Below are 17545 nucleotides of genomic sequence, written 5' to 3' on the forward strand. Positions count from 1 at the left end.
TCGGCAGCTCCGTCGAGTCGGCGGCGGGCGCCGCCATGGGGCGACGGGCCGCGTCATCAGCCGCACCATGCGTCGGGGCCATGGGAACGAAGTCGTCGGTCACCAGCAAGAGCCGAGGTCGGGAGGCCCGCGCAACGGCTCGCCCACCGAGATGTCCGGTGACGCCCCCACGAGTCCGAACCCGAGACGCCGGGCGGGGCGAGGGCGGGATGGCGATGGCGCTCATAACTACCTCCTGAACGCATGTTCGACGAACGCTTGTTCGATACACTAACGCCGGAAGGGGCGACACGTCCAGCACTTCTTCGAACGTGTGTTTGAACCATGGTCGTCTTGACGTTAGGCTTGTCGCATCCAAGACGATCACGGACCACCGACATCTATTCCGCGCCCTTGACGCCTGCGGGCCCGAGGGCCGTCCGGTAGAGAGGGCCAGAACCATGAGCACCACAGCAGACCGGGGCGCCTCACCGGCGTCGGCCCTGCGCACCGGCGCAGACGTCTCCGAAGCAGTCACCGACACGAGCGCGGTCGCAGACACCGTCGCCGAGACCATCGATGGTCTCGACAGGCGCGCCCGGGCGGTCTATGAGGCGGTCCGCGAGGCCGTCGCCGCCCACGGCTACCCGCCCTCGCTGCGGGAGATCGGCGAGCAGGTGGGTCTGACCAGTCCCTCCTCCGTCAAGCACCAGTTGGACAAGCTCGAGCGCCTGGGGCTGATACGTCGGGATCCCAAGCGCCCGCGGGCGATGGAGGTCATCGCCGCCGTCCGCGGCGCCGGCGCCCACGCAGACGCGCCCGTCGGCTCAGCCCGGACCGCCCCGCTCGAATTCCCTCGCATCCCGCGTATCCTGGGTATCCCGGGTATCCCGGGTATCGAGGATGGGGACGCGGTCGCCGTGCCGCTAGTGGGACGGATCGCCGCTGGAACCCCGATCCTGGCGGAGCAGGACGTGAGCGACGTTATGGCTCTGCCCCGCCGTCTGACCGGTGAGGGCGAGCTCTTCATGCTGGAGGTGCACGGGGACTCGATGATCGAGGCCGCCATCTGCGACGGCGACTGGGTGGTGGTTCGTTCTCAGCCCGACGCGGCTAATGGCGAGATCGTGGCGGCTATGGTCGAGGACGTCGACGGCGCCTCGGCGACGGTCAAGGTGCTCTCCCGTCGCGACGGTCACCAGTGGCTACTCCCCCGCAACTCCAGCTACGCCCCGATCGATGGCGACCACGCCACGATCATGGGCAAGGTGGTCACGGTACTGCGTTCCCTATAGCCGCTCTCAGCTGATTGAGAGGACCGCTCAAGACGAGCCGGGTTCGCAGCCCTATGACTGAAGGCCCGCCCCGGTGACCGGGGCGGGCCTTCGGCGACTCGGATCAGCGGCTCAGTAGCCCAGACCGCGAGCAACCTCGCGCAGGTGGTCGGCGGAGGCGGTCAGGCGCTCCTTCTCGTTCCCGGTCAGGGGCAGCTCGAGACGGCGCCCGGCGCCCTCGCGTCCCACGATCGTGGGGACGGCCATGCACACGTCGGAGATGCCGTGCCAGTTGTCCAGCAGCGGGGAGATGGTGAGCACCCGCTGCTCGTCGTTGAGGACGGCGCCGATGATGCGCTGGACGGCCAGGCCGACCGCGTAGTTGGTCGCGCCCTTGCCCTCGATGATGCGGTAGGCGGAGCGGACGACGTCGTGGGCGATGCGCTCGCGCTTGGCCTCGTCGAACACGCCGCCGTCGAGGGTGGTGCCCCACTGGGTGATCGGCACGCCGCCGATCTCGGTGGAGGACCACAGGGGCACCTCGGAGTCGCCGTGCTCGCCGGCGATGTAGCCGTGGATGTTCTGGACGGCTGTTCCGGTCTCCAGGGAGATGAGGTAACGCATGCGGGCCGTGTCCAGGACGGTGCCGGAGCCGAAGACCTGGTTCTCGGGCAGGCCGGTGATCTTCTTGGCGCAGTAGGTCACCACATCCACCGGGTTCGCCACGAGGACGAAGATGGCGTTGGGGGCCACCTCCACGAGCTTGGGGAGGATCTTCTCCATGATGCCGACGGTGGCGCCGGCGAGCTCGAGGCGGGACTGGCCGGGTTTCTGCTTGGCGCCTGCGGTGATGGCGATGACGTCCGCATCGCGGCAGATCTCGGGGTCGTCGGAGCCCGAGACGGAGCCGGCGGAAGTGAACTGGATTCCCTGGGCGATGTCGAGGGCCTCGGCCTCGACCTTCTCCTTGACGATGTCCTGCAGAACGACCTCGCGGGCAACGCCCTTGGTCACGCAGGCGTAGGCGAGGGTGGAGCCGACGGCCCCGGCGCCGATGACGGCGACCTTGGAGGGACGGCCGGAACGGTTGGTGGGGTAGGAGCCTTCAGCGGTAGTGGTGATGTGGTCTGACACGTTCTTCTCCTCAGTGGGATCTGCTGGGCAGGACCGCAGGAGCGCGAGCACCCGCTCGCGCCAAGCCTACGTGCAGATCCTACTGAGGGGCGCGTACCTAAGGGCCCACCCGGTGGGTTCACTCCCCTCCCGGCGCGTCGGGGCGGGCGGACAGGCGCCTCAGGGCGGCACGGACCACGTCGGGCTTCGTCGTCGGCCACAGGGCGGGCATGGAGCGGATGAGGAAGCCCGCATAGCGGGCGGTGCGCAGGCGCGAGTCCAGGACGGCGACGACGCCGCGGTCCTGGCCGCGCCGGATGAGACGGCCCGCGCCCTGCGCCAGGAGCAGGGCGGCGTGGGTGGCGGCCACGCTCATGAAGCCATTGCCTCCGGCGGCCACAACGGCATCGCTGCGGGCCTGGGCGACCGGGTCGTCGGGACGGGGGAAGGGGATGCGGTCGATGACGACGAGCCGACAAGTGCGCCCGGGCACGTCCACGCCCTGCCACAGCGAGAGGCTGCCCACCAGGCAGGCGGCCTCGTCGTCGGCGAAGGCCCGTACCAGGGTGGGCAGCTGATCCTCGCCCTGGGCATAGACGGGCAGGTCGGTGGCTCCGCGCAACACCTCAGCGGCCTCCTGGGCGGCGCGCCGGGAGGAGAACAGACCCAGCATGCCGCCGCCGGAGGCCTCGACCAGGGCGAGCATCTCGTCCAGGGCGGCCTCGGAGATGCCGGCGCCGGGGCGGGGCAGGTGGGCGGCCACGTAGAGGATTCCCTGGCGGGGGTAGTCGAAGGGGGAGCCCACGTCGACGCCCTTCCAGGGCTGCTCGGCCAGGGGCAGTCCCAGGGCCCGGGCCATGGGGTCGAAGCTGTCCCCCAGGGCGAGGGTCGCCGACGTCATGACGCTTGAGCGCCCGCCCAGCAGGTGGCCGGCCACAGAGCCTGCGACCTCGATGGGGGCCAGGAGGAGGCGCGGGGGATCGGCGCCCATGCGGGGCCGTTCGATCCAGACGACGTCGCGCCCCTGGACCACTGAGTCCGAGGTCATGCGGTCCAGGGCGTCGACCAGATCGCCGACGGAGGTGCGGGCGATCGCCAGTCCCCCGGACGCCTCGCCGGTTCGGGCACGGACCCGGTCGCGCACATCGGAGGCGACCTGGCGGGCGGCGCCGTCCAGGACGAGGAGTGCGTCGTGCAGGGCGGCCGGAAAGGGCGCCTCCAGCCGGCCGTCGGGCAGCTCGGCCAGGACGAGCTGGAGGACCTGCCCGGCGGCCTCCAAGTCGCCGACCGTGACGGAGGCGTGCTTGCGGGCGGTGGCGGCGGTGCGCGCCACGGTGGTTGCCGACAGGGCGATGGTCCCCTGGGAGCGGACACGGTCGGCCAGCTCGTGGGCCTCATCGACGACGAGGACCTGGTGGTCGGGCAGGACTCCGGGGTTGCCCGCGACGACCACGCCGAGCATGGCGTGGTTGGTGATCACGAGGTCGGCCCGGGAGGCCGCGGCGCGGGCCAGCTCTGGGAAGCACTCGGCCTTGAGGGGGCAGGCCTGCCCCAGGCACTCGGCCCGGGAGACCGAGACCTGGGCCCAGGCTCGCGGGGAGACGCCGGGGACGAGATCATCGCGGTCGCCGGTGTCGGTGTCGGCCGCCCATTCGCGCAGACGCACCACCTGCTCCCCCAGACTCGCCTCGGCTCCGTGGCCCGCAACCGGCTGGGCGACGGCGTCGCCGACGTCGAAGAGGGCAGCATCGTCATCATCCTGCGGATAGCCGCCGGCCAGACGATGGCGGCACAGGTAGTTCTGCCAGCCCTTGAGCAGGGCGACCTCGGGGCGGGTACCGGTGACCTGCTCGACGGCATCGGCAGCCAGAGGGGCGTCCTTGGTGAGGATCTGCCGTTGGAGCGCCAGGGTGGCGGTGGAGACCACGACCCGGTCGCCGGTCTCCACCGCGTGGACCATGGCGGGCACCAGGTACCCGAGAGACTTTCCCGTTCCGGTGCCGGCCTGTACCAGGAGGTGGGTGCCATCGGTCACGGACCGGGCGACCTCCCGGGTCATGGTGATCTGGCCCTGGCGGGGGCTTCCGCCCATGGCGCGCACCGCGGCGTCCAGGACGTCCAAAACCCTCCGGTCACTGGGGCTGTCGGTGTCGGGCCGGTCCGACTGGTCCGGCGAGGTTCGGGGCACGGCGGCTCTCAGCCGACTGCGGCGCCTGTGGTGACGCCCTCGATCTCGGCCGCCAGGGCGGCGCCGACGCGCGCCACGATGCGGGTCCCGGTCTCGACGTAGTCGACCGTATCGATCTCTCCCTCGGCGTGCACACGGGAGACGAGGTCGCCGCGCGAGTAGGGCACGACGACGTCGATGCCCACCTGCGGGTGGGGCAGCATCTGCTCGATGCGGGCGCGCAGCTCCTCGATCCCCTCCCCCGTGCGGGCCGAGACCGTCACCGCATCGGGCAGACCGGTGCGCAGCGCCGCCAGGGTGACGGCGTCGGCGAGGTCGGCCTTGTTGAGGACGATGAGCTCGGGCACGTCCAGGGCACCGGGGATCTCGGACAGGACGGTGCGCACGGCCGCCACCTGACTGAGGGGGTCGGGGTGGGCGGCGTCGACCACATGGAGCACGAGGTCGGCGCCGGCCACCTCCTCCAGGGTGGAGCGGAAGGCCTCGATGAGCTCGTGGGGCAGGTTGCGCACGAAGCCGACGGTGTCGGTGAGGGTGTAGGTGCGACCTTCGGAGGTCTCGGCCCGCCGCACGGTGGGGTCGAGGGTGGCGAACAGGGCGTCCTCGACCATGAGACCTGCCCCGGTGAGCCGGTTCATGAGGGAGGACTTGCCGGCGTTGGTGTAGCCGGCGATCGCCACCGACGGGATGGCGCCGCGACGGCGTGAGCCGCGCTTGGTCTCACGGGAGGGCGCCATGGCCCGGATCTCGCGGCGCAGGCGGGCCATGCGCTGACGGATGCGACGCCGGTCGAGCTCGATCTTGGTCTCGCCGGGGCCGCGCGAACCGATGCCCTGACCGGCGGCCACGCGGGCTCCGGCCTGCCGGGACATGGACTCGCCCCATCCGCGCAGGCGCGGCAGGAGGTACTCGAGCTGGGCGAGCTCGACCTGGGCCTTGCCCTCACGGGACTTGGCGTGCTGGGCGAAGATGTCCAGGATGAGGGCGGTGCGGTCGACGACCTTGACGCCGACGACGTCCTCCAGGGCGCGGCGCTGGGAGGGGGCGAGCTCGCCGTCGACGATGACCGTGTCGGCTCCGGCGGCGGCCACGACGTCGGCCAGCTCGTGAGCCTTGCCGCTGCCCAGGTAGGTGGCGGGATCGGGGTGGTCGCGCCTCTGGATGAGGGCGTCGAGGACCTCGCTGCCAGCGGTCTCGGCCAGGGCGGCCAGCTCGCGCAGAGAGGTTCCGGCATCCTGGGAGTCATGCGCCTGCGGGCCGCTGGCACCCGGTGCGCCGCCCGAGGGGGTGGGCGACCGGGGCAGCTCCAGGCCGACCAGGACCACCTTCTCCAGACGGACCTGGCGGTACTCGACCTCGCTGACGTCCTCCAGTTCGGTGGACAGCCCGGCCACGCGGCGGCGGGCGGCGCGGGCCTCGCGCTCGAGGGCCCCGTCGTCGGCTCCCTGTCCATAACCGGTCTCCCGCTCGTGCTGGGCGGCGGTGGAGGCCAGGGCGGTTCCGGTGCGGGAGAGGACCCGGGCGACGACGTCATGGACGTCGGCGTCGTCGGGGGTGGAAGAAGTGTTGGAGTGGTGCTGGGTCACAAGAAGTCCTTCGTCGTATGCCTGCGTCCCCTCGGTGGGGCGCGATGGTTCTTCCGGGAGCGGCGACTGCCGCCGGTTCAGCGCATACGAAGGATCCACATGGGGGCGATGCTACTGCCCACAGGCCTGCGAGGCCACCCGCGTGTTCAGGCGGCGCGCCGGGCCAGCAGCGGGGTGAGGAGGAGCCCTCCGGCGAGTAGGGCGAGCGTCGGCCACAGCCGGGCGGCCTCGACGCCGGATGCGGTGGGGGCGACAAAGGCCGTCACGGCCGTCCCCAGGACGGCGCCACCGGCGGCTCCGGCGATCGTCACAGCGGTGGCGGCCCGGGCATGGGTGATGCCGTCGGGCTCGGCGGGATCGGTGACGATGCGGTTCATGGTGTCCAGGTGGGTCAGGCCCATGCCGATGCTCGCTACGCCGTAGCCCACGGGCAGCCCCCACCAGCCCGGTCGGCCGAGAACCGTGGTGGTCATGAGCGCGGCGCCGAGGACGAAGAAGGCCGCGGCCAGCGCGGTGCGGCGGCGGTAGGCCTCCGGCTCTCGCGCCGGGCGGGCCCCGCAGGCGATCGCGACGACCGACCAGCCAATGCCGCCTGCGGTGAGCGCCCAGCCGGTCTGGGTCGGAGTCATGTCCAGAACGTCGTGGGCGCTGGGGGCCACCAGGTAGTCCAGGGTCAGGAAGAAGGCGCACACCCACATCAGGGTGGCGATGCCCGCGCGCCGGCCGGTCGCCAGGCGCAGGGTCCCTGCGGGCAGGACGCGCGAACAGGACCAGAGCACCAGTGCGGTCCCGCCGGCGACTCCGGGCCAGAACCAGGAGCTGGAGGCGCGCAGCGCCCCGATGATCGCCACGCCCGCGGCCATGGCCCCGGAGGGCAGCCACGGCACCGCCTCTTCGTCTTCTTCCCCCTCATCCAGGTTGAGGTCGCCGATCCGCCCGGCCATGACGGCGCGTGCCGCGATGAGCAGCGGCAGGTAGGCCACGAGGGCCCACCGCCAGCCCCAGGAGGCGCTGACGCCGGAGGCGTAGACAGGGCCGACCAGGGCCGCCACGACCCACATACCCGAGCCCGCAGCCAGGCACAACCGCCTCCAGGCGTCGGGCAGGCCTGCGACCATGACCCCCATGGTCACTGTTGCCAGCGCTCCGGCGGCCAGGCCCCGCAGGATCTCCCCGAGGACGTAGACCTCGATGGTCGGGGCGAGGGCTCCGACGACGGCGCCGACCACCAGCAGGACGGTCAGTGCGGTCATGAGGCGGGCCGGCCGCCAGCGGGTGAGCATGGCCCCGCCCAGGGGCATCGTCAGGAAGGCGGGGACCTGGGCGGCGGCCGTCACCAGTCCGTAGGCGTTGCGGGCGCCCATCTCGGTGGCCAGCAGCGGCAGGACCGTCTGGTTGAGGTAGACCTGCATGCCCGCCAGCAGTTCGACGATGAGCACCGCCAGCGCCAGATGCCCCGCCCGTGAGCCGAGGAGCGCTCCGAGCGACGGGCTGATCGAGGACTCGGGAGGGGCGCTCATGCCCGTCAGCGTACGCGGGTAGCCTGGTGGGCGTGAGCGAGCACTACTTCACCGCATCCCCCGCCGTCGAGGCCGAGGAGCGCACCCATCGCTTCGCGATCCGCGGCGTCGAGCACACGGTAGTCACGGCCTCGGGCGTCTTCAGCGCCGACCGCCTCGACAAGGGCACCCAGGTCCTCCTCGACCGCGTACCCGATCCTCCGCAGACCGGTACCCTCCTCGACCTGGGCTGCGGCTGGGGCCCGATCGCGCTGGCCCTGGCCGACGCCGCCCCTGGGGCCACGGTCCTGGCGACCGACGTCAATGAACGCTCACTGACCCTGACCGCCCGCAACGCCGAGGCCGCAGGCCTGGGCAATGTGCGCACCCGCCCGGCCGAGGAGCTGCTGGCCGAGCTGCGTCAGACCTCGACTCCGGTGGACCTCATCTGGTCCAACCCGCCGGTGCGCATCGGCAAGGGGGCTTTGCACGACCTCCTGCTGGCATGGTTGCCGCTGCTGTCCGACGACGGTGAGGCCTGGCTGGTGGTGCTCAAGAACCTGGGAGCCGACTCACTGGCGACGTGGCTGACCGACCAGGGCTGGGACGTGAGTCGACAGGCATCGTCGAAGGGCTTCCGCGTGCTGCGGGTGCGTCGCCGGCAGGACGGGTCCACAGATGGCTGAACGATCCGCTCGCGACCTGGGCGGCTATCGGCGTCGTCGGGCGGCCAAGCGCAGGTCGTAGGCGGCGACCGCGGCGGCCACGGCGATGGCGGCCACAACGGCCAGCAGTCCCGCCTGGGCGGCTGCGTCCCACCCCGAGGTGTGCGAAACGCGGAAGGTCAGGCCCGTGATGGCGGCGATGCCGATGGAGGTGCCGATGCGCTCACCGGTCTGGAGGATGCCGCCGGCGGCGCCTGCGTACTCCAGGGGGACATCGGCCAGCGAGAGGGTCTGGTTAGGGGAGACTACGAGCCCCTGGCCCACCCCGAGCACGAGGAGCGTGAGGGTGAGCCACCAGGGGCTCCAGCCCGCGCTCGCGCGCATATGGATGACGCCGATGCTCGCCAGCAGACCGGCCATCCCCAGAGCCATGCCGCCGAGCACCATGGCGCGGCCGACCCTGATGACGCGGCGGCCGGCGACGGCGGCCGCGACCGATCCCGCTAGGGCGGCGGGGACCCCGATGATTCCGCTGGCCAGGGCGGTGGAGCCCAGGCCGGCCTGGACGTACTGGGCCACAATGATCCACACGGAGGTGTAGCCCAGGAAGTACACGGCGATGGCCAGGCTCCCGAATGCGAAGGACGGGATGGCCAGAAGATCGAGGTCCACCATGGGGGCGCCGCCCCGGGCACGGTAGTGCTTCTCCCAGACCACCCAGGTGCCGATGACGCCGATGCCCGCCGCCTCCAGGCACCAGACCCAGGCGCCGGCCGAGGCCTCCATGAAGGGGATCATGATCAGGAGCGTGCCCGCGGCGAGCAGGCCCATGCCGACGGGGTCGAGGTCGACCTTGCTCCGGCGGGACGCCCCGTTCTTCGCGTCGTGGTCGGCACGGCGCGTATGGTCCCGTGGGCTCTGGCGGAGCCAGGCGGATGCGGGCAGGTAACGGCGCGCCGCCCAGACGCCGAGCAGGCTGAAGGGGACGTTGATGAGGAAGGAGGCGCGCCAGCCCCAGTCGCCGCCGAGCCAGCCGATGAGCCCGCCGCTGAGCACCGGCCCCACCGCCACCGAGACCCCGATGACGGCGCCGAAGGCTCCGAAGGCACGGCCTCTGGCCTCACCGGTGTAGTACTGCTGGATCATGCCGGCCACCTGCGGGTTGAGCAGTCCGGAGCCGATTCCCATGACCGCTCGAGCCAGGTTGAGGGTGACGACGTCGGGGGCGAGCCCCGAGGCCAGCGACCCGGCCCCGAACAGGATCATGCCGATGACGAAGATCCGGCCTCTGCCCATGACGTCGCCGGCGCGGCCAGCGGGGACGAGGACGACTCCGAAGACGAGGGCGTAGCCGGAGACGACGAGTTGGAGCCCGGCGGTGCCTGCATTCAGGTCCTGGGAGACTGCCGGGAGGATGACGTTGACCGAGGAGACGGCCAGCAGCGTGACGAAGGCGGGGATGAGCAGTGTCGGCAGGAGCCGCCGGTGGTCGGACTCAGTCGCAGCGGGGTCCGGGGGTTGTGAGCTGGGCACCCCAAGAGGCTACCGCGTACTCGATCGTTCAGAGCCGCTCAGGCCGCCCAGGGCTCCTCAGAGCTGTGAGGCCGCCGCGTGCTCGACGTCGTGCTGGACCTGGCTGGGCGGTTCCCCAGGCACAGGCGTGGACCACGCACCTGAGCGCACGTCGAGGACGATCCCAATGCCCAGGGCGATGAATGCCGGCAGAATCCAGCCGGTGGAGTCGCTCCACAGGCCGGTGCGCGCGAGCAGCCTGCTGGGGCCGTCCCAGCCGGCGGCGGTGATCGCGGAGACCGAGCCGAAGATCCCGGCTGTGATGACGCACCACCGGTAGGCGGCCCTGAGCCGTCCCGGGGCCAGGGCGTCCACCAGCGTCACCGCGACCAGGGCGATGGCGAAGGGGTAGAGGAGGTTCAGCAGTGGCCCCGCGATCTTGAGGATGGCGCTCAGTCCCAGGTTGGCCAGGGTGAAGGAGACGATGGCGCAGGCTGCGAGCTGCCGGTTGAAGGAGACCGCGGGCCAGGCCGTGTAGGCGTAGCCGGCCCAGGAGGCCAGCAGACCCACCGCGGTGGTCAGGCAGGCCAGAATGACGATGGCGGCGAAGATGACGACGCCGGAGGTCCCCAGGGTGGAGGAGGCGGCGTTGCGCAGCAGTTCGGTTCCGTCCTTGGTGTCGGGGGTGATCTCACCGCGGGTGCGGGTGCCCAGCACGGCCAGACCGACGTAGACCAGGCCCAGCAGCGCCGCGGCGATGCCTCCGGACAGGATGGTGCCGCGTACCAGTCTCTTGGGGGAGGTCAGCCCTCGTTCGCGCAGGGAGGTGATGACCACGATGCCGAAGACGCTGGCCGCCAGGACGTCCATGGTGAGGTAGCCCTGGGTCAGCCCGGTGGTCAGGGGGGCGCCCGCATAGGGCTCGATGGCCTCGCGCTCCACCCCGGGGGCCATCAGCACGGTGACCCCGCACAGCAGGGCCAGCAGGGCCAGCAGGGCGGGTGTCAGCCAACGGCCGACGCGGTCCGCCAGGCGGCTAGGGCTGCGGGCGATGCCGAAGGCGATGGCCATGAACACCGTCACGTGCACCAGCAACGCCGGGCGGGAGTCGGGCAGGCCCCACAGCTCGAGAACGGGACGGGTCGCCAACTCGTAGGCGACCGTGGTGACGCGGGCGATGGCGTAGAGCGGGCCGATGGCGAGATAGACGGCCAGCGGCATGACCAGGCCGAATCGGGGCCCCACCCTGCGGGCCAGGCCGAGGATGCCCTCACCGGAGGTGGAAACGGCTACCACGGTGATGAGGGGCATGAGCACCCCCGTGGCGATGAAGCCCGTCATCACCGGGATGAAGGATCCTCCCGAGGCGGCTCCCAGCAGGGGCGGGAAGATGAGGTTGCCGGCCCCGAAGAACAGGGCGAAGAGCATCAGGCCGGTCGGCACAATGGTGCCGATGGCGGTGCGGCTGGATGGCTGGGTCATGGTGCTGGTTGGTTTCTCTTCTCGGATGCGGCGTCAGTGCGACGTCCGGGAACTGTTCGGGCGGCGGGGCGTCAGGCTGTCAGGCGATGGCGACCCGTCCGGTGATGGTGGCCGGCCCGGTCAGCAGCGCGGTGCTGTCCTCTGCCAGGGGGTCGTCGCCCACGTGCACCCCGATTTCTCCGCCGGGCACGAGGAGCCGGTAGTCCTCGGGGGCGCCCGGGCCGGTCCAGGTGTGTAGGGCGACCGCGACGGCGCAGCAGCCGGTTGCGCAGGAGAGCGTCTCCCCCACCCCGCGCTCCAGGACGCGCATGCGGGCGATGCCGATCGGTGCGCCGGTAGCGGGGTCGGCCTCCTCCCCGAGTGGTACGACCAGCTCGAGGTTGGTGCCGGACTCGGGAGAAGGGTCGTAGACGACTGGGGCGGCGGAGTCGGTCAGCCCTGCGAAGGCGGCCGCCTCGAGTTCACTCTCCTCCCCCAGCGCGACGACGGTGTGGGAGTTGGGCATTTCAATACTCAAGGCGGCGCGCTCGCCCTTCAGGCCGGGGACGACGACGGTGGTGTCCCAACCATCATCCTGCGCCTGACGGGGGCGCGGGAGGCGGGCCGGTCCCATGTCCACGGTCCACAGGTCTCCCAGGCGGGTGACGGTGTGCGCCCCGCCGCGCGTGCCGATGGTGACGGACTCGCCATCGGCGATGGGATGCAGCCCCTCACTGTCCAGGACGAGGGCGAACAAGCGGATGGCGTTGCCGCACATCTCGGCCACGGAGCCGTCGGCGTTGTAGTAGTCCATGAACCACTCGGCCTCGGGCACAGCCGCGGCGAAGGCGCCTGCGCCGGGCAAGGCGGTGGTCCGTACGACGCGCACGAATCCGTCGGCGCCGATGCCGCCGTGGCGGTCGCAGACCGCTGCGATGTCGGCGCCGCTGACGGCGACCTCACAGCCGGGGTCGACCAGCATGAGGAAGTCGTTGAGGGTCGCGTGGCCCTTGACGAGCTCACGACCACGAAGACCTGTCGAGTGCGGCATGGTTCCTAGCCTAGGCGACGCCGTGAGATGCGAGAACGTGCTCCCATGCCTGCCTGGTCACCCGGGAGCGCTCGGCGTCGGTGCAGCGCCCGTCCTCGGCGAGATCGACGTCGATCCAGCGCACTCGCGGATCACGGCGGAACCACTTGATCTGGCGGGAGGCGAGCTGGCGGGTGGCCAGGGCGGTGGCGGCGATGGCCTCGGGCACGCTCATGGTCCCGTCGATGACCGCGAGCGCCTGGGCGTAGCCGATGGCGCGCGGCGCGGTCTCACCCCGCCTGAGCCCCTGGTCGATGAGGGTCTCCACCTCCTCCACCAGGCCGCGTTCGAACATGGCCCGGGCGCGGGCGTTGATGCGCGCGTCCAGGAGACGGCGCTCGCAGCGCAGGGCGATGTGGACGGTGGGGGCTACGTCCTCGTAGCGGGGCAGCGAGGCGGAGAAGGGGCGCCCGGTGATCTCGATGACTTCCAGGGCCCGCACGATCCGGCGGGTGTTGGAGGCCTCGATGCGTTCGGCGGCCACCGGGTCGAGGCCGGCGAGCTCAGCGTAGAGGGCGGGGGCGCCCTCCTGCTCGGCGCGTTCGCTCAGGCGGGTGCGCACGGCGGGGTCCGTGCCGGGGAAGTCGAGGCCGTCGGTGAGGGCGCGCACGTACAGGCCTGAGCCGCCGACGATGATCGGCAGGCCGCCCCGCGACTCGACGGTGTTGATATCGCTGCGGGCGCTGCGCTGGAACGCGGCTACGCTGGCCCGCTCCGTGACGGCGAGAACGTCGATCTGGTGGTGGGGGACGCGGTCCCGCTCGGCCGGGGAGGGCTTGGCGGTGCCGATGTCCATGCCCCGGTAGAGCAGGGAGGCGTCGGCGTTGATGATCTCGGCCCGGCGGGTCGGATCATCGGCCCGGGCCCGGTCGGCGAGGTCGAGGGCGAGGTCGGATTTGCCGGTGGCAGTGGGCCCTACCACGGCGACTCGCGGGAGCCGGGAGTTGTTCGAGTCCGTTGGGCCCACGGTGCTCAGATCTCCGGCAGGAGGGGGCCCACCAGGCTGAGCGCCTGGGTGCAGGCCGACAGCGCCGTGTCCAGGTGGAGGCGCAGCTGGGCGTCGGTGACCCCGGCGGACAGGTCGGTGAGGTAGGTGGCCCGCACCAGCGGCCCGATGGGGGTGTCGACGACGCCGACGGTGGGGAAGAACTTGTCCCGGTTCCAGTCGTTGACGCTGGCGGCGATCTCGTCGCGCTGGGAGGCAGGGGCGGCCTCCTCCCAGTCCCCGGAGACTAGGAGCCAGCCGTCGTGGCCCTCGGGGATCTCGATGACGAAGGGGAAGGAGTCCCAGGTGCCCAGGAGGCAGGGGTGCTCGCGGTCATCGGCCAGCTGCACGTTGTACTCCATGGGGCCGGTGAGCATGGACTCGATCCTCGCCAGGGTCAGCGCCTCGGTCGCCTCCTTGGTCCTGCCTGTGTCCATCGGGGAGAAGGAGCCCGAGCCGACCGATGCGGAGTCCCGCAGGCGGCCGATGCCGTCCGGCTGCCCTGATGGGTGCTCGTCCGGCGCATCGGCCGGCCCCGTCGAGGCCGACGACGCAGCGGCCGGGGGCCCGGAGGCACCCGTCTCTCGTGGCGCCGTGTCAGGGGCGGCGCCTCCTGCGCCGTCGAAGGCGACCGGCGGCTCGTACCGACCGTCCTGCCGGCTCCCCGGTTGGTCTGTCTGCCGGTTGCTTCGCTGGTCCAGCGCGCGCACGTCCCACTCCTTGCCCAGGAGCCGTGCGATGAAGTCGGTGAGGCGTTGCAGTCGTGGCATCAGGGCTCCAGGCTTCCGCGCAGCTCGTCTGGGAACTGCTCCTCGGCCTCGTGCATGAGCGCGACGATGAGCCGGCAGCCGCCGAAGACGAAGTCTTCGAGCTGTCGGTCCGTCATCCCGGCCTCCAGGGGGTAGGTGTACTCGCCGTGGAGGCGCACCACGCCGCCGTCGGCGACGGTGAGGTAGGCCTTGGGCCCGATGCGACTGGTGTTCCAGTCCTCGACCAGGGCGCGCAACTGGGTCAGGTGCTCGGTGTCGGCGATGCGGTGCCAGATCCCGCGCATCTGGACCGCCCGGGTGTCCTGGAAGATGGCGTGGACAGTGACGTATCGCCACGGGATGCCGATGTCGCCCTCGTCGTCGATGAAGTAGCGCAGGCCCAGGCGCTTGACGCACTCGTGGATACGGTCGACGTCCACGGGCCTGGGGACCGTGGCGGCGGCAGCAGAGCTGGCGTCGGAGCTGGGCATGCTTCCCAGCCTAGCGGGGCGGGCGGTCCACTCCCCACCGCATGCCGGTCCGCTCCACCGTCAGCGCAATAAGGACCGGTTGGATATGCTCCCGGCGCCCCTTTGGCTGCGCTCAGGACGTCGACTGCGCCGCCGATGCCCGGGACTGCGCGGCGATGGCGTCGACGGCGTCGTTGAAGGCGTTGGAGGTCTTGGAGGCTCCGGCCAGGGCCTGGACATGGGCGTCCTCGATGCTGTGGCCGACGACGGCCGCGTCGATGGAGCCGACGAAGTTCTGGATGTGCTCCTTGGAGGTTCCGGTCGAGGCGTGACCGGAAACCTTCACGTCCGTAATCACCCCGCCGGACAGGGTGAGACTGACGTCGAGGGAATCGTCTTCGATCAGGTCGTCGACCGGACCGTAGGCCTCGGAGGCGGAGAAGGTGCCGTCGGCGTAGGGACCGGCCGTCGGCGAGGCGATGGGGGCGGACGCGGAGGCCGGGCTGGTGGGCTTTCCGGCGGGACCGGCGGTCTGCGCGCGCCCAGCGTAGTCCCCCTGGGAGGGTGTCACCTCCCCTCCCCCGCAGCCGGTCAACGGACCCGCTGAGGCTAGAAGCACTCCGGCAACGGCCAGTGCCCGGGAGCCGGCTAGGCCGCCGCCGTCCGGATTCCTGGGTTGACTCCGCCGGCGGGCCGGCGAGGTCTGCTCTGGGTCGCGCGGACAGTTTGGGATCTCGGGGCTCACCGCTGCTCCTTCGGCTCAGGCTCGCCGAGGGGATCGGCCTCGTCCGCGCTCTTGATCTCGGCCCCGGTCGTGCCACCACCGTCAGCGCCCGGCGGCTTGTCGTCGAAGTCGAGCATGGTGCTGGTACGTCGTCCCTCGTCGCCTTCGGAGAGCTTCTCCCCGACGAGGCGGCCGTGGTTGAGCAGGATCTGGCGCTGTCCGCAGGAGGCGACGTGGGAGTCGTGGGTGACGACGATGAGTGTCGTCCCCTGCTCGTGCAGGCGGGAGAAGATGTCCAGGACCAGCTGCTCGTTGGTCTCGTCCAGGTTCCCGGTGGGCTCGTCCGCCAGGACGATCTCGGGGTGGTTGATGAGTGCGCGGGCGATGCATACGCGCTGCTGCTCGCCCCCGGAGAGCTGAGAGGGCAGGTGGTCGGCGCGGTCGGCCAGCCCCACGTTCTCCAGTGCCTCGAGCGCTTCCTTCTCATCGGTCATCGAGTGGTAGTACTGGGCCACCATGACGTTCTCCACCGCGGTGAGGTGGCCGATGAGGTGGAACTGCTGGAAGACCAGGCCGATGACGTTCTTGCGGATGTCGGTGAGCTGGGCGGCGTTGAGGCTGCCCAGCTCCCGGCCGTCGAGCCTGACCGAGCCCTTCGTCGGGGTGTCCATGCAGCCGACGATGTTCATGAGCGTGGTCTTGCCCGAGCCCGAGGAACCGACCACGGAGAGCCACTGGCCGCGCGGCACCTCCAGGCTGAGGTCGTCCAGGGCGTGCAGGTCGCCGTAGATCTTGGACACGTGTGACAGCTCGAGCAGCATGTCATTCCTCCCTGAGGACGAGTGCGGGATCGATGCGCGAGGCCCGGCGCACCGGGGAGTAGGAGGCGGTGACGGCCACGGCCGAGGTCAGCACCACCGAGACGATCGCGAGCGGCCAGTTGAACACCAGGGTCGTTTCGAACACGCTGCGGCACACGGCGACGGCCAGACCGTACCCGACGGCGGTGCCTAGGATGCCGCCAATGGCTCCCAGGACGGCGACCTCGGAGTAGAACTCGGTGGCGATGGAGCGTCCCGAGGCCCCCAGGGCCTTGCGCAGGCCGATCTCGTTGCGCCTCTCGGAGACGATGACGGTCATGGTGGTGGACACCCCAACCAGTGTCAGTCCCAGAACCACAGCGGAGACCACCCAGAACAGGGTGTTGAGCATCGTAATGATCCGGGTGTCGCCGGAGGTGATCTTGGATACCGGCTGGGCCTGGAGCCGGCCGCCGCCGGCGGACTCCACGGCGGCGACGACGTCGTCCATGGTCGTCGACGAGGTGTCGACGGACATCTCGACGACGTCGTATCCCGCCGACGATGTTCCGGTGAGCCGGTCGACGTCGGCGGAGGTTGCGTAGACGATGTCGTCCTCCTGGCCACCGGTGTCAACGATTCCGGCGACTTGCCACTGCGCGGTGCCCTGGGCGCTTTCGGTGACGGCGGGTTCACCGGCCGCGCCACCGTCCGAGGAACCGCTGTGGCCACCGTGGCCGTCATGTCCGGAATGGCCGTCATGTCCGGAATGGCCGTCATGTCCGGAATGGCCGTCATGTCCGGAATGGCCGCCGTGACCGGAATGGCCGGTGCTCCCGGAGGCGGCATCGGTAGCGGCGCCGGGAGCAGAGCTCTGGTGGGAATTGTCCAGGGAGAGGTTGTCACTGGAGAGGTACTCGGCCGTGACGGTCGAGCCCACCTTGAGGGAGGCTGCCTCGGCAACGTCCTTGCCCACGAGGACCTGGCCGCCAGAGGGCCATGAGCCCTCCAGGGACCAGTGCCCGTTGAGGCGCCGCACGTCGTCGACGTCGATACCCGCCAGCAAGTAGGGGGAGCGGTTGATGCGGACCGTCTCGTAGCGGTAGTCGGCCTGCCTGATGCGGTCTGTCTCGGTGCCGGTGGTCGATGCTGCGGCCCGAACGGCGGCCCGGGCCGACTGCTCGGTGATGCGGGGAGTGGTCGCCTCGGCGGAGACGGGTACGACAATGAGATTCGCCCCGAACTGGCGCATCTGGGCGGTCATCTGGGCCGGTACTGCTAGGCAGACCGCGGCCAGGCAGAACAGCGTCGCGGCTCCCACGGCGGAGGAAAGCAGGGCAGCCAGGGCACGGCTACGGCGTCGGAGCGTGGCGCCGACCAGCATCGTGAAGAACATGCGGCGGTTCGACATGGGGCGGCCACCGCGGCGCGAGGGTTTTCCGGGCACCTG

At 71.0% G+C, this 17545-nt stretch carries 15 protein-coding genes; 2 read left to right on the top strand and 13 right to left on the bottom strand.

Translation table 11 applies throughout. The features are described 5' to 3' along the window. The first annotated feature begins 440 nt into the window (after positions 1-440). Entirely contained in the window at positions 441-1274 is an 834-nt protein-coding gene (gene lexA, locus HMPREF0975_RS07975; RefSeq protein WP_009233639.1) for a transcriptional repressor LexA, read from the top strand. Between the two features lie 111 nt (positions 1275-1385). Here lexA and HMPREF0975_RS07980 read toward each other — a convergent pair whose 3' ends face one another. From HMPREF0975_RS07980 to HMPREF0975_RS07995, 4 genes are all read right to left on the bottom strand, one after another. Next, positions 1386-2387, bottom strand: coding sequence for an L-lactate dehydrogenase (locus HMPREF0975_RS07980; protein ID WP_009233640.1), 1002 nt, complete (start codon positions 2385-2387; stop codon positions 1386-1388). 118 nt (positions 2388-2505) lie between these two features. After that, on the bottom strand, positions 2506-4458 hold the full coding sequence (locus HMPREF0975_RS07985; protein ID WP_156808226.1) for an ATP-dependent DNA helicase: 1953 nt from the start codon (positions 4456-4458) through the stop codon (positions 2506-2508). Positions 4459-4562: 104 nt separating this feature from the next. Continuing rightward, positions 4563-6140: a GTPase HflX gene (gene hflX, locus HMPREF0975_RS07990; RefSeq protein WP_009233642.1), complete on the bottom strand. Its 1578-nt coding sequence runs from the start codon at positions 6138-6140 to the stop codon at positions 4563-4565. Positions 6141-6286: 146 nt separating this feature from the next. Then, entirely contained in the window at positions 6287-7660 is a 1374-nt protein-coding gene (locus HMPREF0975_RS07995) for an MFS transporter (protein ID WP_009233643.1), read from the bottom strand. Between the two features lie 32 nt (positions 7661-7692). On the opposite strand from HMPREF0975_RS07995, the gene HMPREF0975_RS08000 reads away from it, so the two are divergent. After that, complete coding sequence (locus HMPREF0975_RS08000; protein WP_049939656.1) at positions 7693-8325, top strand: class I SAM-dependent methyltransferase; 633 nt, start codon at positions 7693-7695, stop codon at positions 8323-8325. Between the two features lie 24 nt (positions 8326-8349). Here the strand turns inward: HMPREF0975_RS08000 and HMPREF0975_RS08005 are convergent, their stop codons facing one another. From HMPREF0975_RS08005 to HMPREF0975_RS08045, 9 genes are all read right to left on the bottom strand, one after another. Further along, positions 8350-9837 carry an MFS transporter gene (locus tag HMPREF0975_RS08005; protein ID WP_009233645.1) on the bottom strand — a complete coding sequence of 496 codons (1488 nt, stop codon included), beginning with the start codon at positions 9835-9837 and terminating at the stop codon, positions 8350-8352. A 57-nt stretch (positions 9838-9894) separates the two neighbouring features. After that, positions 9895-11298 (bottom strand): branched-chain amino acid transport system II carrier protein, encoded by a 1404-nt coding sequence (gene brnQ, locus HMPREF0975_RS08010; protein ID WP_009233646.1) that lies wholly within the window; start codon positions 11296-11298, stop codon positions 9895-9897. A 79-nt stretch (positions 11299-11377) separates the two neighbouring features. Further along, entirely contained in the window at positions 11378-12328 is a 951-nt protein-coding gene (locus HMPREF0975_RS08015) for a diaminopimelate epimerase (protein WP_009233647.1), read from the bottom strand. 10 nt (positions 12329-12338) lie between these two features. Beyond that, on the bottom strand, positions 12339-13334 hold the full coding sequence (gene miaA, locus HMPREF0975_RS08020; RefSeq protein ID WP_009233648.1) for a tRNA (adenosine(37)-N6)-dimethylallyltransferase MiaA: 996 nt from the start codon (positions 13332-13334) through the stop codon (positions 12339-12341). Between the two features lie 5 nt (positions 13335-13339). Beyond that, positions 13340-14122: a YbjN domain-containing protein gene (locus tag HMPREF0975_RS08025; RefSeq protein ID WP_009233649.1), complete on the bottom strand. Its 783-nt coding sequence runs from the start codon at positions 14120-14122 to the stop codon at positions 13340-13342. Beyond that, positions 14122-14592 carry a YbjN domain-containing protein gene (locus tag HMPREF0975_RS08030; protein WP_009233650.1) on the bottom strand — a complete coding sequence of 157 codons (471 nt, stop codon included), beginning with the start codon at positions 14590-14592 and terminating at the stop codon, positions 14122-14124. Before HMPREF0975_RS08030 ends, HMPREF0975_RS08025 begins: the two co-directional genes overlap by 1 nt. Before the next feature lie 112 nt (positions 14593-14704). After that, the gene (locus HMPREF0975_RS08035) at positions 14705-15142 is read right to left on the bottom strand and encodes an FMN-binding protein (protein WP_231381915.1); all 438 of its coding nucleotides are present in this window, start codon (positions 15140-15142) and stop codon (positions 14705-14707) included. Positions 15143-15312: 170 nt separating this feature from the next. After that, positions 15313-16116, bottom strand: a complete 804-nt coding sequence (locus HMPREF0975_RS08040; protein WP_009233652.1) for an ABC transporter ATP-binding protein — start codon at positions 16114-16116, stop codon at positions 15313-15315. A gap of 1 nt (position 16117) precedes the next feature. Then, positions 16118-17542 (bottom strand): ABC transporter permease, encoded by a 1425-nt coding sequence (locus HMPREF0975_RS08045; RefSeq protein ID WP_009233653.1) that lies wholly within the window; start codon positions 17540-17542, stop codon positions 16118-16120. Between the last annotated feature and the right edge of the window lie 3 nt (positions 17543-17545).

The organism is Actinomyces sp. oral taxon 849 str. F0330 (genome assembly GCF_000239715.1).
GTDB lineage: Bacteria > Actinomycetota > Actinomycetes > Actinomycetales > Actinomycetaceae > Actinomyces > Actinomyces johnsonii.